Genomic DNA, 21,012 nt, shown 5'->3' on the forward strand with positions numbered 1-21,012 from the left:
CGTTCCGACGATACCTTTTCCCTTGGCGTCCGATGGCCGGCTTCCGGCGAACGCGCCTGCAACGATGGCGCAGCCTTGCGCCGTGGGACGATCGTCATGGATGAAGTGCTCAAGGCCAAGCAGCGCGCGCAAGCCAATCAGTCGAGCCTGCGGGCGATCACCATCCGTGGCGCCCGCGAGCACAATCTCAAGAACATCGACGTCGAGATTCCGCGCGACAAGCTCGTCGTGTTCACCGGCCTCTCCGGCTCCGGCAAGTCGTCGCTCGCCTTCGACACGATCTATGCCGAGGGCCAGCGCCGCTACGTCGAATCGCTGTCGGCCTATGCGCGCCAGTTCCTGGAGATGATGCAGAAGCCGGACGTCGACCAGATCGACGGCCTGTCGCCGGCGATCTCGATCGAGCAGAAGACGACCTCGAAGAACCCGCGCTCCACCGTCGGCACCGTCACCGAGATCTACGACTACATGCGCCTGCTGTGGGCGCGCGTCGGCGTGCCCTACTCGCCGGCGACCGGCCTGCCGATCGAGAGCCAGACCGTGTCGCAGATGGTCGACCGCGTGCTGGCGCTACCCGAGGGCACCCGCCTGTATCTGTTGGCGCCGGTCGTGCGCGGACGCAAGGGCGAGTACAAGAAGGAGCTCGCCGAATATCTCAAGAAGGGCTTTCAGCGCGTCAAGATCGACGGCACCTTCCACGAGCTCGCCGAGGCGCCGGTTCTCGACAAGAAATTCCCGCACGACATTGACGTCGTCGTCGACCGCATCGTCGTGCGCCCGGACATCGGCCAGCGCCTTGCGGAAAGCTTCGAGACCGCGCTGAAGCTGGCCGAGGGCCTTGCCGTGGTCGAATTTGCCGATCCCAGCCCCTCCTCGTCATCACCGGGCCGCGCCGAAGGCGCGAGACCCGGTGATCCATCCTCTTCGAAGGAGATGGATGGCCGGGTCAAGCCCGGCCATGACGAGAAGAAGAAGGTGGCCAAGATTCACGACAAGAGCGGGCCCGAGCGCATCCTGTTCTCGGAGAAGTTCGCCTGCCCGGTCTCCGGCTTCACGATTCCCGAGATCGAGCCGCGGCTGTTCTCGTTCAACAATCCCTATGGCGCCTGCCCGGAATGCGGCGGCCTCGGCGTCGAGCAGCATGTCGATGCCGACCTCGTCATTCCCGACAAGGACGTCACCCTGCGCAAGGGCGCGATCGCGCCGTGGGCCAAGTCGTCGTCGCCGTATTATTTGCAGACGCTGACCGCGCTCGGCAAGTTCTACAAGTTCACGCTCGACACCAAGTGGAAGGACCTGCCGAAGAAGACGCAGAACGCCCTGCTGCACGGCTCCGGCGACGACGAGATCAAGTTCACCTATGAGGACGGCGTCCGCTCCTACGACACCAAGAAGCCGTTCGAGGGCGTCATCACCAATATCGAGCGCCGCTTCCGCGAGACCGAGAGCGAATGGGCGCGCGAGGAGCTCGGCAAATACTTCAACGACGTGCCCTGCGCCGGCTGCAAGGGTTTCCGGCTGAAGCCCGAGGCGCTGTGCGTCAAGGTCGGCGGCAAGCACATCGGCGAGATCTCGGATCTCAGCGTCAAGGCGGCCGGCGAATGGTTCGCCGAGGTGCCGGCGCAGCTCAACGCGCAGCAGACCGAGATCGCCACGCGCATCCTCAAGGAGATCCGCGACCGCCTCACCTTCCTGCTCGACGTCGGCCTGAACTACCTGACCCTCGCCCGCTCCTCCGGCACCCTGTCCGGCGGCGAGAGCCAGCGCATCCGCCTGGCCTCTCAGATCGGCTCGGGCCTGACCGGCGTGCTCTACGTGCTCGACGAACCCTCGATCGGCCTGCACCAGCGCGACAATTCCCGGCTGCTCGACACCCTGAAGCGGCTGCGCGACCTCGGCAACACCGTGATCGTCGTCGAGCATGACGAGGACGCCATTCGCTTGGCCGACTACGTGCTCGACATCGGCCCGGGCGCCGGCACCCATGGCGGCCACATCGTCGCCGAGGGCACGCCGGCCGAGATCATGCGCAATCCGAAATCGCTGACCGGCAAATATCTCACCGGCGAGCTCGAGGTCGAGGTGCCCGAGCGGCGGCCGCCGAACCATCGCCGCACCATCAAGGTCGTCAACGCGCGCGGCAACAATCTCAAGAACGTCTCGGCCGAGATTCCGCTCGGCCTGTTCACGGCCATCACCGGCGTGTCCGGCGGCGGCAAGTCGACGCTTCTCATCGACACGCTCTACAAGGCGATCGCGCGCAAGCTCAACGGCGCCAACGAGGCAGCGGCGCCACACGACCGCATCGAGGGCCTGGAGCACATCGACAAGATCATCGACATCGACCAGTCGCCGATCGGCCGCACCCCGCGCTCCAACCCCGCGACCTATACCGGTGCGTTCACGCCGATCCGCGAATGGTTCGCCGGCCTGCCCGAGGCCAAGGCGCGCGGCTACGAGCCCGGCCGCTTCTCCTTCAACGTCAAGGGCGGCCGCTGCGAGGCGTGCCAGGGCGACGGCGTCATCAAGATCGAGATGCACTTCCTGCCCGACGTCTACGTCACCTGCGACGTCTGCAAGGGCAAGCGCTACAACCGCGAGACGCTCGACGTGCTGTTCAAGGGCAAGTCGATCGCCGACGTGCTCGACATGACCGTCGAGGAGGCCGCCGAGTTCTTCAAGGCCGTGCCGCGCGTCCGCGACACGTTCGAGACCCTCCGCCGCGTCGGCCTCGACTACATCCATGTCGGGCAGCAGGCCACCACCCTGTCCGGCGGCGAGGCCCAGCGCGTCAAGCTCGCCAAGGAGCTGTCGAAGCGCGCCACCGGCCGCACGCTCTACATCCTCGACGAGCCGACCACCGGCCTGCACTTCCACGACGTCAAGAAGCTCCTGGAAGTGCTGCACGAGCTTGTCGCGCAGGGCAACACGGTGGTCGTCATCGAGCACAATCTCGAGGTCATCAAGACCGCCGACTGGGTGATCGACTTAGGCCCCGAAGGCGGCGACGGCGGCGGCGAGATCGTCGCCTGGGGCCCGCCCGAGGACATCGTCAAAGCGCCGCGCAGCTATACCGGGCAGTTCCTGAAGCCGGTGCTGGAGAAGTCAGCCAAGCCGAAGAAGCGCGGGCGTGGCGCGGCCAGTGAGGCGGCCGAGTAGCACCGTAGCCCGGGGTACAGCGCAACACCTCTGCCTGCGCCGCCGTCATTGCGAGCGAAGCGAAGCAATCCAGAGTCCCGCCCGCCACCCTGAATTGCTTCGTCGCTCCGCTCCTCGCAATGAGGCCCGCAGAGACGGCGTCGTTTCAAAACGAAAGCCCGCCGCTCAGCCAAGAGCGACGGGCCCGATTGTGGTTCTTCGAACTCAACTCACCACCGATAATACCCACTCCGCGTGCCGTTGTTGTTGCCCCACGGGCCGACGTCGCCTTGGGTCGAGCTCGGGGTCGGGTGGTTGGTGCCGTTGTAGCCGGCGCCCCAGCCCGGGCCCGCATACGGGCCCGGCGCGACGGCGACGTAGCCTTCCTCATAGACCGGGCCCGGCGCCCAGGCGTAGGAGTCGCGATAGGCATAGGTGCTGGTGATCTGGCCGCCATAGCCGTAGCCGCCTGGGCCGTACTCGCCGGCCGAGGCGCCGACGGTGCCGGCCACCAGCGTGACGGCGGTCAGCGCGGCCAATCCAAACGTGCGTGTCATGAGCTTGCTCCCTTGTTCCAAATTCATCGGGGAACAAACACCATCGATGCGGCAGCGGTTCCGCCGGTGCTCACAAGATTTGTGCGACACAACGCGGCGCTCACGTTCCCGCGATGACATGATCCAAGCCGCAATTGGCCTCAGCGGCCGACGGACGGCCTCAAACGACAAACCCGCCGCTCGTGTCGAGCGACGGGCTTGCTGAACTCACACGAACTCAAACTGTCGTGTGACGGCGATTACCACTGCCGATAGACGCCGGTCAGCGTGCCGTTGTTGTTGCCGGACGGGCCGACATCGCCCTGGGTCGAGCCGGGGGTCGGATGATTGGTGCCGTTGTAGCCGCGGCTCCAGGTCACCGGACCCGCCGCCGGACCGGGTGCATAGGCCTGCGCGCCATAGACCGGCTCGGAGTCGTATCCTTGTGCCGGCGGCACCCAGGCCATCGTGTCGCCGTAGCGGGCATAGCCCTGCGCCGACGCGGCGGCGGTGCCAATCACCAGGGTTGCTGCGGCCAGCGCAGCCATCTTGATCGTGCGTTGCATGGAGGTCTCCCTTGCTCCTGTCGGGAGTCAACCACCGCAGTGCAGCACCGTTCCTGCAACGCACGCTCACATCGACCGTGATGCAATCGTGATCCTGCCGGAGAGGGCAGCGCCTTGCAGACTTGCGAGGCGCAGTCCAGCAATCATCGGAACCAGAGCTCGCCCGGGCTCCCCGGTCGCTCACGCCGCGGCGGCAGCCGCGCGCGGACGCGCCACGCCCGTCTTGGTGATTCCCGGCAGCACCGGCGCCGTAGTGCCGGTCGCGTGCGGAAAGTACTGCAACTGCATCGAATGCATATACCCCGCCTCCGCAGTCCAGGAATCGTTCGGCTCCGCGACCGGCGCAATCGTGAACGCATCCGGATTGCTCGGCGTGATCGGCGTATAGGTCGGGATGGTGTTGCTGAGCCCCTTCAGCGGCAGGTAGATCGAGAAATAGTTGGTGTCCTTCAGCACCGGGGCCGGCGCCGGATAGGTGCCGAGAATGCCCTTCAGATTGGCCCAGCCCATCGGCACGATGTCGTTGCTGTTGACGGCAGCGTAGTAGGTGTAGGACTTGGCGAACGTGGTCGCGAAGCCGTCGTTCCACATCGTCGGTGCGGCGAAGCTGTGCGGCCACAGCGTGAAGGTCATCGACGAATTCAGCTTCGGCAGCTGATCCTGCAGCCACGCCGTTGCGACGACGGCAAGCGCGCCGCCCAGGCTGTGCCCGGTCACCATCAGTTGCAGGTTCTGGTTGGCGGCAAGACCGCGCAGATAGTCCAGCAGCGTCAGGTCCGTCGTGGGGTCGGTCATCGCCATCGCCAGCGCCAGCGCATCGTTGATGCCGGCGCTGACCTGCTGCGGCGCTCCGGTCTGCTGCGGATACAGCCAGGGCACCAGAAAGACCGCATCGGCATCGGCCAGCACGTTCTCGAATGCGCCTGCGACCGAGCCGTCAACATCGGTGCCGCGGAACGCCAGCGCGTAGCTGCCGTCATTGCCCTGCGCCACGTAGGCGAGCACGCCGTCGTTGACCGCCGGCCCCCAGCACAGCGACCACGGACCGTTCGCGGCCCCCGACGGCACTGCGCTGAGCATCTTGGTGAAATCGCTCGGCTGGACGGTGTCCAGCGCATCGTCGATATAGGCGAAGTAGGACAGATAGGCGGCAGCAACCTTGTTGAGGGCCATGTGAAATCTCTCTGCTCGCAAATGAAAAAATGATTCAAATCGTGCAGGCCGAGCGAACGCGCGCCCTGCCTGCCATCAGCATAGCCGCGGCCCATCCGGCGTGCACATCACAACATGTTCAACCTCAGATTATCTTCGTCGACCGCCGGGCGCGGACCGGCCGCCGGCCTGATCACGTTGCGCCGTGCGCGTGCCGTTGCTATGGCGCATGCTGTCGTACCAACATGCTGCCGTCGTCCCGCCCACCGCTTCAGGTCCGATGCCCTATTCTCTCGTCATCTTCGATCTCGACGGCACCCTGGCCGACAGCCTGCCCTGGTTTCGTCGCAACGTGAATACGGTGGCCGCGCGCTATCGCTTTCGCCCCGTCGTCGACGAGGACGTCGAGCTGCTGCGCCATTCCTCGACCGCCGAGGTGCTGAACCATCTCGGCGTCTCGCGCTGGAAGCTGCCGCTGATCGCGCGGCACATCCGCCGCCTCAAGACCGAGCAGGCCGCCAGCATTCCGCTGTTCGCCGGCGTCGAGGCCATGCTGGCGGCGCTGGCAGCGGCGGACATCCGCCTGGCGCTGGTGTCGTCGGACACCGAGGCCAATGCGCGGCAGAAGCTCGGAGCGTCGGCGCAGCTGTTCTCGGTCTATGACTGCTCCGCCTCGCTGTACGGCAAGGCGAAGAAGTTCAAGCGTGTCGTCAAGTGCATCGGCGCAACCCCGGCCGAGGTGATCGCGATCGGCGACGAGACCCGCGACATCGAGGCGGCGCGCACCGCCGGCATCGCGTTCGGCGCCGTGACGTGGGGCTATGCCGCGGAGAAGGCGCTGCGCGACCGGCAGCCGGAGCTGGTGTTCACGCGGATGGAGGAGATCGTGGAGCGGCTGGTGGTGACCCAGGCCGCCGCCTCGTCGCCCGCATGAGCGCAGCGACATCGGGGATTATCGCTGATGTCGGAGGAGAACCCGGATGTCGCTCGCGCTCATCCGGGCTGCGCAAGCGCCTCACCGGCGCAGGAACGCGCCGAACGCGCGCGGGCCGTTGCCGACCTTGATCTCGCTTGTCACCTTCAACGCGGCCACGTCGATGACGCTCAGGATGTTGCTCTCCCAATTGGCAACGATGATCCGCTGGCCGTCCGCGGTCGCCTCGATGCCTTCGGGATAGTCGCCGACATTGATGCGCTCGAGCGGCTGCAGGCTGGCGATGTCGAACACGCTCACCGTGCCGTCATACTGGTCGGTGACGAAGCCCCTGCCCTGCGCCAGCGCGACGGCATAGGGCCGCAGGCCGGTCTTGATGCGGCCGATCTCACGGCCGCCGGCGAGATCGATCACCGAGACGTCGTTGGAGCCGACATTGGCGGTGTAGGCGCGCCGGCCCTCGGCATCGATGGTGATGCCGAACGGCCGCGTGCCCACCTTGATGGTCTTGAGCCGCTGCCGGGTCGCGGTGTCGATCACCGAGACCATGTCGTCGTCACGATCGGCCGACAGCAGCAGCTTGCCGTCTTGTGTCACCGCGAGCCCCGAGGGCGATGCGCCGACAGCGATGCTGCCGGTCACGGCGCGGGCTTTCGCATCGATCACGCGGATCGCGGCATTGTACCAGTCGGCAACATAGACCGTCGCGCCATCCGGCGTCACGGCGATGCCGAGCGGCCCACCACCGACATCGATACGTCCGACCACCTTGCGCGCGACGGCGTCGAGGACGCTGACGGATTTGTCGTCGGGGCTCGCCACGTAGGCGAAGCGCCCGTCCGCGGCGACGGCCACGCCCGCCGGCTTGCCGCCGATCGGAATGGTGGCGACGGGCTTCGAGGTGGCGAGGTCGACGATGGTGAGATCATCGCTGAGCTGATTGGTGACGAAGGCTTCCTCGGCGTGGGCGGTGATGGCGATACAGGCGAGGAAAGAACCGACTAAAAGAACTCGATACCAGACCGCGCGAATTTGAAAGCTGCCGAAGTGACCCTGGTCCTTATCTCTGCGCGGCTGCGTGGGCGCGACGAATTGCGCGCGCACTGATTGCACCGTCAGATCCGATCCGGATGAAAGGATGCGGGTCTCCCCACGTACACTCCCCGTGCGGCTGCCCCTCACCCCAACCCTCTCCCCGTAAGAACGGGGAGAGGGAGCGCAGCGCGCGCTGAGCCACATGAGCGATCCCTCAACCGCAATCCTTAGCTCCCGCTCTCCACCTTCTTCTTCAAGCCTTCCAGTCCGCCCTTGTAGAGCCCGGTCACCGCATCGACCGCGGCCTCGTCGCTCAGCTCCGGCGGCGGGTCGTTGTTCGGGAAGCCGCGGTAGAAGGCGCCGGTCCATTCGACCACGCTGCCCTTGCCGTCCGCGGTCGGCGTCACCGCGATGGTCGACGAGTAGTTCGTCACCGGCAGCACCTTCACGTCGACACTCGTGATGCGGTACGAATAGCTCATCTTCTCGGCGTCGTATTTGTAGAGCTCCTCATCGACGGTGGCGCCGCCCTTCAGGGTCAGCTTGCGCGTGGCGCCGATCTCGTTGCCCTTGTCGCCCGCGGTCTTCTCGACCGGACCGAGCCAGCTCATGTCCTGAAAGTTGCCGATCACGGCCCACACCTTGGCGGGTGCGGCATTGATCTCGACATGCTCCTGCACCTTGCGCCGGGTCGGACCATGCGCTTCCGCCGTGGTCAGAGCCGTGATTGTCAGGGCCGTTGCGATCGCGAGCGCCGCCGTCACGGCCGGCGCCTTGCCGAACACCATCCTCATGTCGTTTCCTCAACCAGTCTCATTGGCCCGCGCATCCGGCGCGGGCAGCACCATATTTGCACCGCACCGGATTGTTGCAACAAAAAAGACCGTGTCGTGGCGGTCGCGGCCGCCTCAATTCGCGCCGCAGCAGCGCTTGTATTTCCGGCCGGAACCGCAGGGACACGGATCGTTGCGGCCGATCTTGCCGAATGACGCGAACGGATTGGGCTGCTCGGTGAAGGCGGGTGCGCCGGGCACGGTCGCGCCGCTCCGACGATGACGGTTCAAGGTCAGCACGGCATCGCGGATGTCAGCCGGCGCCGCGCGGTCGAGCTCGGGATTGGCGACACGATCGCCGTCTTCGTCAAGCGCCAGCTCGATCGCCACCATCAGTCTCAGCGCCGCCTCGCCGACGTCGCCGTCGACCTGCCGATAGGCGGCGAACCGCGCGCCACGGAGGTCCACCGCCGCAGCAAAGCCGTCGATCCACAGCTCCCACATCACGTCGCCGTTCACGGGATCGACCGGAAAGCGCGGCTGATACAGCTCCGGCTCGCGCGTCAGCGTCCGTGCGATCTCGTCGTAATATGCCATCACCAGATCGAGCACCGCGTTGGCATGGTCGATGCTCGCGAACACCGAGCGCTTCCCCCTGCCGAACCCGAACGCCGCCGCGAACCATTCGCCGGGTGGGACCTGCTCGGGCAGAACCAGCAGACCGGCGATGAAGCCGTCGAGCTCCTCCAGCACCATGGCCCGGTCATCGAGCGCGAGCAGCGCCTGCTCGAGCTCGGCGTGAGAATCGGCTCGCTCCGGCATCTGCAACCCTGCTCTTCCCTGCCCGCGTCGCGACCTGATTTGCCCGACGCCCACGCCGCGACACTGCCGTTTGACACCAAAACAGGGCCGCGCGCAAAATCTAAATTTCGACAAGGGATCAGCGGCATCACCCCTGTCCAGTCGGTCCGCGAAAAATATTCCGCTTTCGTCTTTGCAGAATTTCGGTTTTTCTGTCGCCGTCCTGCCCTCACGAGAGGGGCGCTTCGCGGTCGTCACGGGCGTGGAGGGCGGGATGCGATGGACGTCACGGACCCGGTGCTTTTGCGCAGACGACGGGTTTCGGGGCGGACGGCGAAATCGTGTGGTCCTGACCTCCCGACGCTGAGGTCAAGTGGGTGTCGATGTCTTCAGGGCGTCACGCCGATGACGGTGGCCAAAAAGCCCGGTGCACCGAGGAGAGCGCGTATAAGCCGTAAACCGTCGCGCAGGGAAGGCCGGTTGTCCGGCCAATCCTGTGGTTCCTGCCGCCTGCATTTTTTTCGCAGGCGGGCCATGGGTGCGGCCTGCACCCGGCCTTCCCTGCGCCCTCTCACTTCCGGAGGGCGACATGAATGGCAAAGCTCGGATGCAGAGGCATCGCGAGAACGGTGCTTCATGCCAACTTATTGCGCAACACCACAGTCCCACACTCCCCTGTCATCGCCCGGCTTGACCGGGCGATCGAGTATTCCAGAAGCGGTCGTTGTTGATCGATGGGCCGCGGCGAAATGGATCGCCCGGTCAAGCCGGGCGATGACAGCTGTGATTGTCGTCCCGAGCGGCGCAAAGCCACGCAGATGACCAGAGCGCTCGTGCCCTCACTCCGCGAGCACGCCCTGCACGAACCCATCAGGATCGGTGCAGAACTCCCGCAGCGCCTTGAAATGATCGGTGTCCTGCACCCGGACGGGCTCAAGACCATTCTTGCTCAGGCGCAGCAAGCTCGCGCCGGGATAGGCCATCAGCACCGGCGAATGCGTCGCCATCAGCAGCTGGCAATGTCCGGAGTCATCCATGCGCCGCATCAGCCTGAGGAACTCGATCTGGCGCGCAGGCGACAGCGCCGATTCCGGCTCGTCGAAGATGTAGATGCCCTGGCGCTGGCAGCGCTCCTCGAAGAAGCGCAGGAAGCCTTCGCCATGCGAATGCGACAGGAAGTCGGGCGGCGGCCCACCGAGCGGATCGTCCAGCGCAGCCTCGTCGAGATAGCGCGCCACCGAGAAGAAGCTTTCGGCGCGGAAGAACCAGCCTTGCGTGATCCTGGGCAGCCAGGCGGCGCGGAAGGCCTTGCCCAGCGCGCCACCCATGCGCTCCACCGCGCGGGCGTGATTCACCGGCATGTATCCCTTGCCGCCGCCGGCCTCGTCATAGCCTGCGAGCGCCGCGATGCCTTCGAGCAACGTCGACTTCCCGGTGCCGTTCTCGCCGACAATGATGGTGATCGCGCTGGTGAAGCTCAGCTCGAAGTCGTCGCGGAGAAACGGCAGGCAGAACGGATAGGCGGTCCGGTCATCGACCTTTGCCGGATCGAGCCACAGCCGCTTCAGATAGGGTGCGCGCAGCCGGATCTCACGCTGCTTCCTCGCCATGCCGTCTACACAACCTCAGTGACCTCACGGGCAATCTCGCACATCAAGGCGCCGCCCGCCACCACGGCCATCGATCTATGCCACGACCTCCAGCACCAGCTCCATGGTCATCAGCACCGGATTGTCACCGCGCACCAGACGGCCCTGCGCCAGCGCTCCGGTGTAGTCGACCAGCGCGACGTCGAGCGTGGCTTGGAGACCGTCGGCGCTGGGCGCGATCGCGCCCGAAGTGATGGTCAGCTCGGTCGCGAACGGCTCGACGACGCCGCCGTCGTCGAAGCGCGCGCCGATGGTCGAACCGACGCCGCCGCGGATGCGGGCCTCACGGACGCCCTGCGTCTTGCAGAACGCTTCGAGGCAGCCGGCGAAATCCTGGTTCGGCCGCAGCCGCAGCGCGAAGGCGCGGCGATCCGTCGTCGCGCCGCGCGGTGCGGCAGGAACCGGTCCGAACAGCTTGAAGCCGGTCTCGGGATCAGGCTCGGCCGCGAAGATCGCCCCATCGACGCCAAACGCCGTGACCTCGAACGGCTCGGCGACGACGGTTTCCTCCGGCAGGATGTGCCCGCCTCCCGCGCGGCCGCCCGCTTCGGTCCACAGCGCGTGGCAATGGAAGAATGGCGCGCCGTCGCGCACGCCGAGCGTCATCGTGGCGGTCGAGAGCCGCGTCACGCCGGCGGGACGATAGGTCTCGCTGTAGAACGCAGCGTGATCCGCGGTCTTCGACAGCGCCGGCATCACATAGGCGAACGGTCCGAGTGCACCGCGCTTGATCTCGAGCACGCCACCGGCAAATCCGTGCGCCGCAAAGCCGCGGCGCGCAGCCTCCAGCAGCGGCTGCCCTTGCTCCATGGTGAACGTGAAAGCGCGGCCGCGCGCCTCGACCCATTGGATTCGCTCGGCGACCGGCAAGCCGGGTTGCGTGATCGATCTCATCGACTTTCAACCCTGCTTGGTGAGGTCGAGCAGGCCGCGCGCCTCGAGCTCGTCGCGCACCAAGCGCTTCGGGATCTTGCCATAGCCCGACTTCGGCAAGGCATCCCAGAAAAAGAACCGCTTCGGCATCTTGTAGCGCGGCAGCTTGGTGGCGAGATAGCCGGCGATGGCGCTTTCGCTCGGTGCCGCCGCGCCGTCGCGCGCCACGCAGACGGCGACGCCGACCTCGCCCCACACCGGATCGGGCACGCCGAGCACGGCGACCTCGCCGATATCCGGATGGGTCAGGATCTTTTCCTCGACCTCGCGCGGATAGATGTTGGAGCCGCCGGAGATGTACATGTCGGACGCGCGGCCGGTGATGTAGACGAAGCCCTGCGCGTCCATGTGACCGAGATCGCCGGTGCGGAACCAGCCGTCGCGGAATGCCTTCGCATTGGCTTCGGGATTGTCGTAGTAGCCCGCGAACACCGCCGGCCCGATGACGCAGATCTCGCCGGTCTCGCCCGAGTTCAGCTCGCGGCCTTGATCGTCCTGGATCGAGACCTGCATGCCCGTGCGCTCATAGCCGCAGCTGCCGATCCGCGCGTCGGGTCCGTCCTCCTCCTCATGCGCGGCGGCCGGCAGCACGGTGATGTTGCCGGTGACCTCGCCGAGCCCGAAATACTGCACGATGACCTTGCCGAGCCGCGCCAGCGCGCGCTTCTGGTCCTCGCGGTACATCGGTGCACCGGCATAGATGACGTGGCGCAGCGAGGAATGATCGAACTGCTCGACCGCAGGATGCTCGACCATCATCTTCAGGATCGTCGGCACGGTGAACAGATTGCTGACGCGATGCCTCTCGATCAGCCGGAAGGCCTCGGCGATATCGAACTTCTCGCTCGGCAGCAGCACGGTCTTGGCGCCGCGCGCGCTCTGCATCAGCTGGTGCACGCCCGCGCCATGCGACAGCGGCGCAACCACCAGCGACGCGTCGTGCTCGGTCGTGCCCGGCGTCAGGTCGGCGAGATGGTTGGTGATGACGAAGGCCATCTGGCCATGGGTGAGCACTGCAGCTTTCGAGCGGCCCGTCGTGCCGGAGGTGAAGAAGAACCAGCAGGGATCGTCGTGCTCCACCGCTGCGTTCGCGACATCCGCCCCCGCATGCGCCTTCATCACCTCACCAACGGAGCGGGTGCCGAGATCGCCACTCTCGCCGACGCGCCAGGTGAATGCTGCCGTCGTCACCGCCGCGGCATGCTCGGGAAAATCGCCATGGCAGAGGAAGGCCTTTGCGCCCGAGGCGGTGGCGAGATAGGCGACCTCGTCTGGCATCAGGCGGAAATTGGTGGGCACCCAGACCGCGCCGAGCCGGAACGCGGCGAACATCGAGACGAACATCTCCTCGCAATTCTTGGAATGCACCAGGATGCGGTCGCCCTTGGCGATCCCTTGCGCGGCGAGCCCCGCAGCCAGCGCCGAGACCATCGCGTCGATCTCGCGCCAGGTCCACGAACGTTCCCCCCACACGAAGCCGATGCGGTCTGCGAGCCGACGGCCGTTCTGGGTCACGATATGCGCGAGGTTCATCACCCGCCGCGACATGCGCAGGGATCCGGTGGTCATCGAGGGGCCCTCGCTTGCTTGCAGCTGATGAACAAAACCATTGGCGGCGTCCCCTCGATCGATCCCGGGGCGATCTCGGCCGCCCTGCTCCGTGCCTGTTTATCGTGGTACCGCAAGCCGTCGCAAGATCACCCGGGCCATCGCACCCATGCAGCCGCCTCATTCGAACGAATGCAGGCGCCGTGCGACAAAACCCTGCCGGCCGCGCTGTCGTCCATCCCGAATTCCTGCATCCCCGGCGCACCGAATCTGATTTGAGGACACCATGATCGATCGCCGTCTCCTGCTGCTCAGCCTCGCCAGCTTGCTGGCCGTCTCGCCTGTTCACGCGCAGGCCCCCGCCAACGATCCGGTGGGCATCATGACCGCGATCTACACCCGCGTCGCCAAGGGCAAGGGCGAGGACGGCGGCAATTTCGTCATCGAGACCAAGGCAGCACGGGCCAAATATCTGTCGAAGTCGCTGGCGGCCCAATGGGCGACGATGGATGCCCGCACGCCCAAGGGCGAGGTTGGCGCGGTCGACTTCGATCCGATCACCAATTCCCAGGATCCCGACGTCGCATCGTTCAAGGTGACACCCGAAAAGCAGGACGCCGACAAGGCGACCATCGCCGTCACCATCGCCGGCCACCGCGACGATCGCAAGGAACAGGCCGACAACGTCATCCGTTATGACTTCGTGCGCGATACCGGCCAATGGAAGATCGACGACATCCGCGGCGCCATTGATGGCAAGCCGTGGTCGATCCGCGACATGCTGGCCGAGTTCATCAAGCTGACCGACAAACCGAAACGAAGGTAGAGCATCATGACCACCGTCCGCGACAACAAGGCCGAGAGCCGCTTCGAGCTCGACATCGAAGGCAGCATCGCGTTCGCCAATTATCGCGCGACACCGCAGGCGGTGATCATCACCCACACCGAGACGCCGCGTCCGCTCCGCGGGCGGGGCATCGCGTCCGAGCTGGTCAAGGGCGCGCTGGAGCTGATCCGCAGCGAGGGACGCAAGGTCGCCGCAGGCTGCAGCTTCGTCGCCGATTACCTCAGGGATCACCCGGAGAACCGCGACATCATGGCCTGACGACCCGTAGAACTACCGAACGGAGCGAGCTCAGCACCCACATTAACGCAATGGCTACCCGGATGGATCAGCAATCCCCCGCCGAACAGACAACCAGACCAATGGGGAGAGGCTCATGTTCATCACCGCCATTTTCGACGTTCTCAAGCGCTACGTTCACTACCGCGCCCAGCTCGCCTGCCTCGAACGGCTCGACGATCGCACGCTGCGCGACATCGGGGTCAACCGCGACCAGATGTATGCGCAGGCATGGGAGCGCGCCGCGCTCGCGCGCGCCTGAGGCGCTCACGCACCGCCATCCAACACGCGATCAGAGACGACGAAGGCCCGCACGATGGCGGGCCTTTCGCTTTTTGAACGAGAGCGGCACACGCTCAGTGCTTGATCTCCGGCGGCAGCTTGCCGCCATTGGCCGCGAGCTTGCTCATGACCTGCTTGTGCAGCCAGACATTCATGCTGGCGGAGTCGTTGGTGTCGCCGCTGTAGCCGAGCTCCTTGGCGAGCTCCTTGCGCGCGGCCAGGCTCGAATCGATGTCGAGCGCCTTCATCAGGTCGACGATCGAGGTGCGCCACTCCAGCTTCTCATGCTTGGCCGCCGCGGCCTTGTCGACGATTGCAGCCACGTCGACGTTTTGCGGCGCAGCAGCAGGGGCCGCCGTCGGAGCCGCTGCGGTGCCGCCCGCTGGCGCGCTGCCGCCCGTGGCAGGCGCACTGCCACCGGCCGGCGCGGCCTCGGCATGATGACCGAAAATCGCGCCCATGATCTTTCCGAAAACGCTCATCAATGGCTCCCAATGGATAGTGATCGAATGAAGAACTCGGCCGGCGGTGTTCCGTTGCGGAGCTGCCCGTCACAGCCTCTTCGCCCCCGGTCGCCTGCCAAGCGAACACGGCGACGATTGTGAAGCTTACCGAAGGCGGAATGACGGCGGAATGACTTTGTCCGGGGAATGCTCAGCTTCATGGATGGCGAACGTGGCTCTAATGCACCGCGACATTCACAACACTCACCGAGGCGTGAGTAGGCGCTGCCGCGATCACCATTATGCTCTTCGCTTCCGTTCGCGAATGGCCGCCCTGAGGTTCGTCGCGTCTGGCCATCCGCGAAACCGTCCAACGACGAGCGCAGCCCGGCCTGCGTGGTTGGGAAGCGCCCCACACGAGATGAGGGAGCGAACGACGATGGCCACCTATCACAGCAATGCCGCGGCACATCTGCGGCCCGCCGACGAGGTCGCAGCGGAGATCACGATCCGCACGATCGACTTTTCGAGCCTGACGCGCGCGCTGCGGCTCGGCTGGGATGATTTCAAGGCTGTTCCCAGCCATGCCGTGATGCTGTGCGCGATCTATCCCGTGCTCGGTCTGGTGCTGGCGCGCGCCGTATTCGGCTATGCGGTGCTGCCGTTGCTGTTCCCGCTGGCGGCCGGTTTCGCCCTGCTCGGCCCGTTCGCGGCGCTCGGACTCTATGAGCTCAGCAGCCGCCGCGATCGCGGCGAGGAAGCCAGCGCATGGGATGCGTTCGATGTGCTGCGCTCGCCCTCGTTCGGTGCGATGCTGGGACTCGGCACATTGCTGCTCGCACTGTTCGTCACCTGGGTGGCGACGGCGCAGGCGATCTACGTCGCGGTGTTCGGCTATGGCGGCGCGGCCAGTACGAGCGAGTTCCTTCAGCGCGTGTTCACCACGCCGCAAGGATGGTGGCTGATCGCGGTCGGCTGCGGTGCGGGCTTCCTGTTTGCACTGCTGGCGCTGTGCCTCAGCATCGTCTCGTTCCCCCTGATGCTCGACCGTCATGCCGGCGCACTCGAGGCAGTGGTGACCTCGCTGCGCGTAGCGGCACAGAACCCGATCCCGGTCGCCACCTGGGGCCTGATCGTCGCGGTGCTGCTGGTGGCCGGCACGATCCCGTTCTTCCTGGGCCTCGCGGTGGTGATCCCGGTGCTCGGCCACGCCACCTGGCATCTCTATCGCGAGGCGATCGCGATCCACCCCGACGCCGCGCCGATCATGCGGCCGGCTCCGCGCGGGTCGAAGCCGGCGGCGGATTTTCCCGCGAACCTCTTCCCATGGCGCTCGCGTGACTCGATGTGAGGGCGCACCGATGAGTTGTCATTGCCGCCGGCCCACGGGCCGGCGGCGTCTTGCAGGCCGGCGGTAATGGACGATAGCGGCGCAGTCGCGAAAACCGACATCAATGTGATCGGCAGGCCTTGTTGCTGCCGCGGTTGCGCCCGACATGGAGCACGTCCCCACGTCCTATTTTGAGTCCATTGCCGTTCAGGTGTTTCGATGATTGCTCGCGTTCTCACTGCCCCAGCCTTTGCCTGTCTCGCTGTCCTATTGGCCCTCACCTCACCGGCCAGGGCGGCCGTTCCCTGCGGGACCGGAAATTTCGATGCGTGGCTTGCCGAACTCAAGACCGAGGCGGCGGCGAAGGGCATCTCGCAGAATGCGATCAACGCCGCGCTGACGGGCGTCACCCCCGACCCGAGCGTGCTCAATCGCGACCGCGGTCAGAAAGTGTTCAGCCAGACCTTCGAGGAGTTCTCCGGGCGCATGGTGCCGCCGCGCCTGACCCGCGGCTCCAACATGCTCAAGCAATACGGCTCGGTGCTGTCGCGGATCGAGCAGAGCTACGGGGTGCCGGGCGAGGTGCTGGTCGCGATCTGGGGGCTGGAGACCGATTTCGGCGTCAATGTCGGCAAGTTTCCGACCATCCGGGCGCTGGCGACCTTGGCTCATGATTGCCGGCGGGCCGAGCAGTTCCGCGGCGAGTTGATGGACGCCCTGCGCATCGTCGACCGCGGCGATCTCCAGCCTGCCGAGATGCGCGGCGCCTGGGCCGGCGAGATCGGGCAGACGCAATTCATGCCGTCATCCTGGATGAAATACGCGGTCGATTTCGACGGCAACGGCCGCCGTGACCTGATCCGCAACGTGCCCGACGTGCTCGCCTCCACCGCGAACTATTTGAAGGGCTATGGCTGGCAGAAGGGCAAGGATTGGGAGCCCGGCAGCCCGAATTTCGCGATCATTCAGCAGTGGAACAAGAGCGAGGTCTATGCGCGGACGATCGCAACGTTTGCGACCCAGCTGGCGCGGGCGCCGTAGCCTGCGCCACAGAAAAGGCCGATCGCGGTGAGGCAACCGGCCGTGGGTTCGACGATGCGAACGAACGACGCGCTACTTGATCATCCCGGCCTGCATCGCCTTGGTCAGATGAACGCTGCAAGCGCCCATCTTGCCGCTCAGCAGCGCATCCTGGGCCGCCGCGATCTCCCGCTGCGCGGTGTATCTGGCATCGCCATCGGCCATCGCCTCGATCGCGGTCTCCGTTTTTTCCAAGTTGGCCCCGCTGCAGCCGGTGCCGTGCATCCTCGCCGCCTGGGCCGGCCCGAAGATTGTCATCGCCGCGACGGCGAGCGCGGCCCCCAACAGTTTGCTGTTCATTGTTTTTCCTCGCTGGTGCGATGGCGTCGGCATCATTGCCCTCCACCGCGACACTTTGTCGCACCTCCCGGACATTCCAGCGAAATGAAATCCTTGCGAGCGGCACGTGATGGCGCCCATCGGCCCGGGGGTCGTGGCATCAAATAATGAATATAAATTCACAACCCAGGACCCATGCACTCCTACGAGGCCCGTGGGACGATCGACACTTGATGGCTCCTCAGTCGCAGGGCCGGTCGATCGATTGAGCGACTCGACGAACGATTGAAAAACCGCATGATTACGGAGGTTTTCGATAGACGCTTACCCGCTGAGCGCCCCTGCCCGATTCTTACTCAAGCGTTACCCAAGCTATGCGCCGACGGTTTAGCTGCATCGCAACATCAGCGCTTCCGCATCGCAACAATCTCTTCTATGTTCATTTCAACGATGAGGTTCACACGAAGAACTGAATCGCGAACTAAAGGAGAATATTCATGTTGCTCTCGCTCATCCGCATGGTCCAGGCGTTCCGTGAGTATCAGCGCAACGTTGCCGAGCTGTCGCAGCTCAGCGATCGCGAACTCGCCGACATCGGTCTCGACCGTTCGGACATCCCGCGCGTTGCCGCTGGCCAATACAACGGCTGATCAAGCCTTCTTCCGATATCGACCGGACATCGCCCGCCTCGCTGCGGGCGTTGCCGTTTCCAGGGCTTCCCACACGCAACACACGCGCCCGGTTTCTCGCACTGAACCGCACTGGCGCATTTGCAGCGGTGAGGAAAAGCGCTACCTGTCCCGCGCATGACAGGCACCAAATCACCTTCCAATACCGTCCACGTTGTCGGCGCCGGCCTCGCCGGCTCCGAAGCCGCCTGGCAGCTTGCTGAGGCCGGGGTCGACGTGGTGCTGCACGAGATGCGGCCCGACCGCATGACCGAGGCACATCGGACCGCCACGCCGGCGGAGCTCGTCTGCTCCAACTCGTTCCGCTCCGACGATGCCGCCAACAACGCCGTCGGCCTGCTGCATGCGGAGATGCGCCGGCTCGGCTCGCTGATCATGCGCGCCGCCGACGCCAACCAGGTCCCGGCCGGTGGTGCGCTGGCGGTCGACCGTGATGGCTTCTCGGCGGCCGTCGCTGCGGCTCTGGAAGGGCATCCCCGCATCGCGCTGCGCCGCGGCGAGATCTCCGGCGTTCCGCCCGCCGATTGGAGCCGGGTCATCATCGCGACCGGTCCCCTCACCGCGCAACCGCTGGCCGAAGCGATCCGTGACCTCACCGACGAGACGGCGCTCGCCTTCTTCGATGCCATTGCGCCGATCGTCCACAAGGACACGATCGACATGTCGAAGGCCTGGTTCCAGTCGCGCTACGACAAGGTTGGTCCGGGCGGCACCGGTGCCGATTACATCAACTGCCCGATGACGAGGGAGCAGTACGATGCCTTCGTCGCCGCGTTGCTCGCAGGTGAAAAGACCGACTTCAAGGAGTGGGAGACCAACACGCCCTATTTCGACGGCTGCCTGCCGATCGAGGTCATGGCGGAGCGCGGCCACGAGACGCTGCGGCATGGCCCGATGAAGCCGGTCGGGTTGACCAATCCGCACGACCCGACGGTCAAGCCGTACGCGATCGTGCAGTTGCGCCAGGACAACAAGCTCGGCACGCTCTACAACATGGTCGGCTTCCAGACGAAACTGAAATACGGGCCGCAGCAGCAGATCTTCCGCACCATTCCCGGCCTCGAAAACGCGGAGTTCGCCCGCCTCGGCGGCCTGCACCGCAATACGTTTCTGAACTCGCCGAAGCTGCTCGACCAGCAGTTGCGCCTGCGCGTGCAGCCGAGGCTGCGCTTTGCCGGCCAGATGACCGGCTGCGAAGGCTATGTCGAGTCGGCGAGCATCGGGTTGATCGCAGGGCTATACGCCGCAGCCGATGTGCGCGGCGCGACTCTCCTGCCGCCGCCCCCGACCACTGCGCTCGGCGCGCTGCTCGGGCACATCACCGGCGGCCATATCGAGACGATCGACGGTCCGACCCGCTCGTTCCAGCCGATGAACATCAATTTCGGCCTGTTCCCGCCGTTGGCGACCGCTCCGACGCGAAAGCCGGATGGAACAAGGCTCAAGGGCAACGAGAAGACGGTCGCAAAGAAGCAGGCGATGAGCGCCCGGGCGCTCGCGGATCTCGATCGCTGGATCGCCGAGCATCTGCGCGTCGCGGCCGCTGCGTGAGAGTCCGATGAGCTTGCCGAAGACCGACTCTGCCTTGCTGGCGGCGCGCTGGAGCGAAGGCGTGCTGCTCAAGCGCGATGTGTTCTCGACCGTGGAGCGTGGCCGCTTCAAGACCGGGGCCGGCGATGTCGATGCGGTGCTCCGCCGGCTCGACGAGGTGCCGTGGTGGTCGTTCGTGCTGGCGCGTCATCTGTTCGCGCGCGAGCGCAAGGCGCTTGCACTCGCCAAGGGGCTCAGCGCCGGGCCCGATCTGTTGTGGGCGGGAGATCGCGCGCTGGTGCGCGGCTTCATCAATGGCGTGGCGCTGCATCTGGCCAAGCCGCACGGCAACGTCGCCTATTTCCGCTCGGCCAAGCAGATGATGCGCCGGCTGCATCGCGCCGGGATCACGCACAACGACCTTGCCAAAGAGCAGAACTGGCTGGTCGGCCATGACGGCCGTTGCTACGTGACGGACTTCCAGCTCGCCGCATGCTTCACGCGTCGCAGCCGGCTGTTCCGGATCGCGGCCTATGAGGATCTGCGCCACCTGCTCAAGCACAAGCGCACCTACGCGCCCGAGGCGCTGACGCCGAAAGAGCGCAAGATCCTGGCGCGGAAATCGCTGTTCGCACGCATCTGGCTGATGACGGGCAAGAAGGTCTACCGCGCAATCACTCGCGGCATCTTCAACTTCACCGACCGCGAAGGCGGTGGCCGGCGGCTGGTGAACGACGCGCCGGTGCTGATGGATCTGATTCGCAGGAATCCCGGGGTGCGCGACGCAGCGATCGTCGCCTTCGCCGATCGCCGCACCGGCGTCGGCCTCTATGCCTTCGTCGAGGCCGAGCAGCCTGCGCTTGAAACTCAGTTGCAGGACGAGCTCGCGGCCGCCAGGGGCCCAAAGCCGCCGGAGCACATCCAGGTCGTCCACGCTCTGCCGCGCGACGCCAGCGGCCGGCCCCGCACCGAGCTGCTGCAACTCGTGGCGATGAACCAGATCGACCTGATCGAGCCGATGCTCACCAGCGACAGCGATCGCGCGTTCCTGAAGGACATCCTCGACTCGCGAAAGAACCTGCGCGACCGGTTCAATTTCGAGGCGGACTTGAAGCTGCCCTCGGCCTGAGCGGACGAGACTTCGCAGGCCGCCGGCTGTATCCTGCAAAGCTGCGATGTCGTTGGGGAGGA

Annotated in this window: 22 protein-coding genes; 11 read left to right on the top strand and 11 right to left on the bottom strand. The window is 65.7% G+C overall.

Annotated elements, in window-relative coordinates; translation table 11 throughout:
* Positions 1–96: 96 nt before the first annotated feature.
* Positions 97–3,159, top strand: a complete 3,063-nt coding sequence (gene uvrA, locus QX108_RS04025) for an excinuclease ABC subunit UvrA (RefSeq protein ID WP_315778653.1) — start codon at positions 97–99, stop codon at positions 3,157–3,159.
* A 209-nt stretch (positions 3,160–3,368) separates the two neighbouring features.
* Here the strand turns inward: uvrA and QX108_RS04030 are convergent, their stop codons facing one another.
* The 3 genes from QX108_RS04030 to QX108_RS04040 all read right to left on the bottom strand — a co-directional run bounded on the left by QX108_RS04030 (position 3,369) and on the right by QX108_RS04040 (position 5,413).
* The gene (locus tag QX108_RS04030; RefSeq protein WP_315720244.1) at positions 3,369–3,695 is read right to left on the bottom strand and encodes a hypothetical protein; all 327 of its coding nucleotides are present in this window, start codon (positions 3,693–3,695) and stop codon (positions 3,369–3,371) included.
* Between the two features lie 239 nt (positions 3,696–3,934).
* A complete protein-coding gene (locus QX108_RS04035) occupies positions 3,935–4,240 on the bottom strand; it encodes a hypothetical protein (RefSeq protein ID WP_315778651.1) in 306 nt (101 codons plus the stop codon).
* 180 nt (positions 4,241–4,420) lie between these two features.
* The gene (locus QX108_RS04040) at positions 4,421–5,413 is read right to left on the bottom strand and encodes a lipase family protein (protein WP_315778649.1); all 993 of its coding nucleotides are present in this window, start codon (positions 5,411–5,413) and stop codon (positions 4,421–4,423) included.
* 259 nt (positions 5,414–5,672) lie between these two features.
* Here QX108_RS04040 and QX108_RS04045 point away from each other — a divergent pair, with 259 nt between their 5' ends.
* Positions 5,673–6,326 (top strand): HAD-IA family hydrolase, encoded by a 654-nt coding sequence (locus QX108_RS04045; protein WP_315778647.1) that lies wholly within the window; start codon positions 5,673–5,675, stop codon positions 6,324–6,326.
* Positions 6,327–6,407: 81 nt separating this feature from the next.
* Here QX108_RS04045 and QX108_RS04050 read toward each other — a convergent pair whose 3' ends face one another.
* From QX108_RS04050 to QX108_RS04075, 6 genes are all read right to left on the bottom strand, one after another.
* On the bottom strand, positions 6,408–7,307 hold the full coding sequence (locus QX108_RS04050; protein WP_315726184.1) for a cytochrome D1 domain-containing protein: 900 nt from the start codon (positions 7,305–7,307) through the stop codon (positions 6,408–6,410).
* 281 nt (positions 7,308–7,588) lie between these two features.
* Positions 7,589–8,155, bottom strand: coding sequence for an SRPBCC family protein (locus tag QX108_RS04055; protein ID WP_315720248.1), 567 nt, complete (start codon positions 8,153–8,155; stop codon positions 7,589–7,591).
* Positions 8,156–8,269: 114 nt separating this feature from the next.
* A complete protein-coding gene (locus QX108_RS04060; RefSeq protein ID WP_315720249.1) occupies positions 8,270–8,956 on the bottom strand; it encodes a UPF0149 family protein in 687 nt (228 codons plus the stop codon).
* A gap of 818 nt (positions 8,957–9,774) precedes the next feature.
* Entirely contained in the window at positions 9,775–10,545 is a 771-nt protein-coding gene (locus tag QX108_RS04065; protein ID WP_315720250.1) for an AAA family ATPase, read from the bottom strand.
* A 75-nt stretch (positions 10,546–10,620) separates the two neighbouring features.
* The gene (locus tag QX108_RS04070) at positions 10,621–11,478 is read right to left on the bottom strand and encodes a PCC domain-containing protein (RefSeq protein ID WP_315778644.1); all 858 of its coding nucleotides are present in this window, start codon (positions 11,476–11,478) and stop codon (positions 10,621–10,623) included.
* Between the two features lie 6 nt (positions 11,479–11,484).
* Positions 11,485–13,086, bottom strand: a complete 1,602-nt coding sequence (locus tag QX108_RS04075) for an acyl-CoA synthetase (RefSeq protein ID WP_315778642.1) — start codon at positions 13,084–13,086, stop codon at positions 11,485–11,487.
* A gap of 18 nt (positions 13,087–13,104) precedes the next feature.
* On the opposite strand from QX108_RS04075, the gene QX108_RS04080 reads away from it, so the two are divergent.
* The 4 genes from QX108_RS04080 to QX108_RS04095 all read left to right on the top strand — a co-directional run bounded on the left by QX108_RS04080 (position 13,105) and on the right by QX108_RS04095 (position 14,450).
* Positions 13,105–13,344 (top strand): hypothetical protein, encoded by a 240-nt coding sequence (locus tag QX108_RS04080; protein WP_210261979.1) that lies wholly within the window; start codon positions 13,105–13,107, stop codon positions 13,342–13,344.
* Between the two features lie 7 nt (positions 13,345–13,351).
* Positions 13,352–13,891 (top strand): DUF3828 domain-containing protein, encoded by a 540-nt coding sequence (locus QX108_RS04085; protein WP_315778639.1) that lies wholly within the window; start codon positions 13,352–13,354, stop codon positions 13,889–13,891.
* A gap of 6 nt (positions 13,892–13,897) precedes the next feature.
* Positions 13,898–14,170, top strand: a complete 273-nt coding sequence (locus QX108_RS04090) for a GNAT family N-acetyltransferase (protein WP_172108615.1) — start codon at positions 13,898–13,900, stop codon at positions 14,168–14,170.
* 115 nt (positions 14,171–14,285) lie between these two features.
* Positions 14,286–14,450 (top strand): DUF1127 domain-containing protein, encoded by a 165-nt coding sequence (locus tag QX108_RS04095; RefSeq protein WP_315778637.1) that lies wholly within the window; start codon positions 14,286–14,288, stop codon positions 14,448–14,450.
* Between the two features lie 94 nt (positions 14,451–14,544).
* Here the strand turns inward: QX108_RS04095 and QX108_RS04100 are convergent, their stop codons facing one another.
* Positions 14,545–14,952, bottom strand: a complete 408-nt coding sequence (locus QX108_RS04100; RefSeq protein WP_315720256.1) for a DUF3597 domain-containing protein — start codon at positions 14,950–14,952, stop codon at positions 14,545–14,547.
* Positions 14,953–15,352: 400 nt separating this feature from the next.
* Here QX108_RS04100 and QX108_RS04105 point away from each other — a divergent pair, with 400 nt between their 5' ends.
* A complete protein-coding gene (locus tag QX108_RS04105) occupies positions 15,353–16,264 on the top strand; it encodes a DUF2189 domain-containing protein (RefSeq protein WP_315778635.1) in 912 nt (303 codons plus the stop codon).
* A 198-nt stretch (positions 16,265–16,462) separates the two neighbouring features.
* Entirely contained in the window at positions 16,463–17,284 is an 822-nt protein-coding gene (locus QX108_RS04110) for a lytic murein transglycosylase (protein ID WP_315720258.1), read from the top strand.
* 72 nt (positions 17,285–17,356) lie between these two features.
* Here QX108_RS04110 and QX108_RS04115 read toward each other — a convergent pair whose 3' ends face one another.
* On the bottom strand, positions 17,357–17,623 hold the full coding sequence (locus tag QX108_RS04115) for a hypothetical protein (protein WP_315779482.1): 267 nt from the start codon (positions 17,621–17,623) through the stop codon (positions 17,357–17,359).
* Positions 17,624–18,099: 476 nt separating this feature from the next.
* On the opposite strand from QX108_RS04115, the gene QX108_RS04120 reads away from it, so the two are divergent.
* From QX108_RS04120 to QX108_RS04130, 3 genes are all read left to right on the top strand, one after another.
* A complete protein-coding gene (locus tag QX108_RS04120; protein WP_172108605.1) occupies positions 18,100–18,252 on the top strand; it encodes a DUF1127 domain-containing protein in 153 nt (50 codons plus the stop codon).
* A gap of 156 nt (positions 18,253–18,408) precedes the next feature.
* Positions 18,409–19,842, top strand: coding sequence for a methylenetetrahydrofolate--tRNA-(uracil(54)-C(5))-methyltransferase (FADH(2)-oxidizing) TrmFO (gene trmFO, locus QX108_RS04125; RefSeq protein WP_315778632.1), 1,434 nt, complete (start codon positions 18,409–18,411; stop codon positions 19,840–19,842).
* Between the two features lie 7 nt (positions 19,843–19,849).
* Positions 19,850–20,950 carry an AMP-binding enzyme gene (locus tag QX108_RS04130; protein ID WP_315778630.1) on the top strand — a complete coding sequence of 367 codons (1,101 nt, stop codon included), beginning with the start codon at positions 19,850–19,852 and terminating at the stop codon, positions 20,948–20,950.
* The last annotated feature ends 62 nt before the right edge of the window (positions 20,951–21,012 follow it).

Source organism: Bradyrhizobium sp. SZCCHNR1002 (genome assembly GCF_032381435.1).
GTDB classification, from domain to species: Bacteria; Pseudomonadota; Alphaproteobacteria; order Rhizobiales; family Xanthobacteraceae; genus Bradyrhizobium; species Bradyrhizobium aeschynomenes.

What these genes read in the sequence shown, in the direction of transcription:
- QX108_RS04110 (WP_315720258.1), top strand. Translation starts at nt 16,463, where the DNA reads ATGATTGCTCGCGTTCTCACTGCCCCAGCCTTTGCCTGTCTCGCTGTC.
- QX108_RS04070 (WP_315778644.1), bottom strand. Translation starts at nt 11,478, where the DNA reads ATGAGATCGATCACGCAACCCGGCTTGCCGGTCGCCGAGCGAATCCAA.
- QX108_RS04085 (WP_315778639.1), top strand. Translation starts at nt 13,352, where the DNA reads ATGATCGATCGCCGTCTCCTGCTGCTCAGCCTCGCCAGCTTGCTGGCC.
- QX108_RS04130 (WP_315778630.1), top strand. Translation starts at nt 19,850, where the DNA reads ATGAGCTTGCCGAAGACCGACTCTGCCTTGCTGGCGGCGCGCTGGAGC.
- QX108_RS04045 (WP_315778647.1), top strand. Translation starts at nt 5,673, where the DNA reads ATGCCCTATTCTCTCGTCATCTTCGATCTCGACGGCACCCTGGCCGAC.
- QX108_RS04035 (WP_315778651.1), bottom strand. Translation starts at nt 4,240, where the DNA reads ATGCAACGCACGATCAAGATGGCTGCGCTGGCCGCAGCAACCCTGGTG.
- QX108_RS04065 (WP_315720250.1), bottom strand. Translation starts at nt 10,545, where the DNA reads ATGGCGAGGAAGCAGCGTGAGATCCGGCTGCGCGCACCCTATCTGAAG.
- QX108_RS04105 (WP_315778635.1), top strand. Translation starts at nt 15,353, where the DNA reads ATGGCCACCTATCACAGCAATGCCGCGGCACATCTGCGGCCCGCCGAC.
- QX108_RS04100 (WP_315720256.1), bottom strand. Translation starts at nt 14,952, where the DNA reads ATGAGCGTTTTCGGAAAGATCATGGGCGCGATTTTCGGTCATCATGCC.
- QX108_RS04030 (WP_315720244.1), bottom strand. Translation starts at nt 3,695, where the DNA reads ATGACACGCACGTTTGGATTGGCCGCGCTGACCGCCGTCACGCTGGTG.
- QX108_RS04095 (WP_315778637.1), top strand. Translation starts at nt 14,286, where the DNA reads ATGTTCATCACCGCCATTTTCGACGTTCTCAAGCGCTACGTTCACTAC.
- QX108_RS04115 (WP_315779482.1), bottom strand. Translation starts at nt 17,623, where the DNA reads ATGAACAGCAAACTGTTGGGGGCCGCGCTCGCCGTCGCGGCGATGACA.
- uvrA (WP_315778653.1), top strand. Translation starts at nt 97, where the DNA reads ATGGATGAAGTGCTCAAGGCCAAGCAGCGCGCGCAAGCCAATCAGTCG.
- QX108_RS04055 (WP_315720248.1), bottom strand. Translation starts at nt 8,155, where the DNA reads ATGAGGATGGTGTTCGGCAAGGCGCCGGCCGTGACGGCGGCGCTCGCG.
- QX108_RS04120 (WP_172108605.1), top strand. Translation starts at nt 18,100, where the DNA reads ATGTTGCTCTCGCTCATCCGCATGGTCCAGGCGTTCCGTGAGTATCAG.
- QX108_RS04075 (WP_315778642.1), bottom strand. Translation starts at nt 13,086, where the DNA reads ATGACCACCGGATCCCTGCGCATGTCGCGGCGGGTGATGAACCTCGCG.
- trmFO (WP_315778632.1), top strand. Translation starts at nt 18,409, where the DNA reads ATGACAGGCACCAAATCACCTTCCAATACCGTCCACGTTGTCGGCGCC.
- QX108_RS04060 (WP_315720249.1), bottom strand. Translation starts at nt 8,956, where the DNA reads ATGCCGGAGCGAGCCGATTCTCACGCCGAGCTCGAGCAGGCGCTGCTC.
- QX108_RS04040 (WP_315778649.1), bottom strand. Translation starts at nt 5,413, where the DNA reads ATGGCCCTCAACAAGGTTGCTGCCGCCTATCTGTCCTACTTCGCCTAT.
- QX108_RS04090 (WP_172108615.1), top strand. Translation starts at nt 13,898, where the DNA reads ATGACCACCGTCCGCGACAACAAGGCCGAGAGCCGCTTCGAGCTCGAC.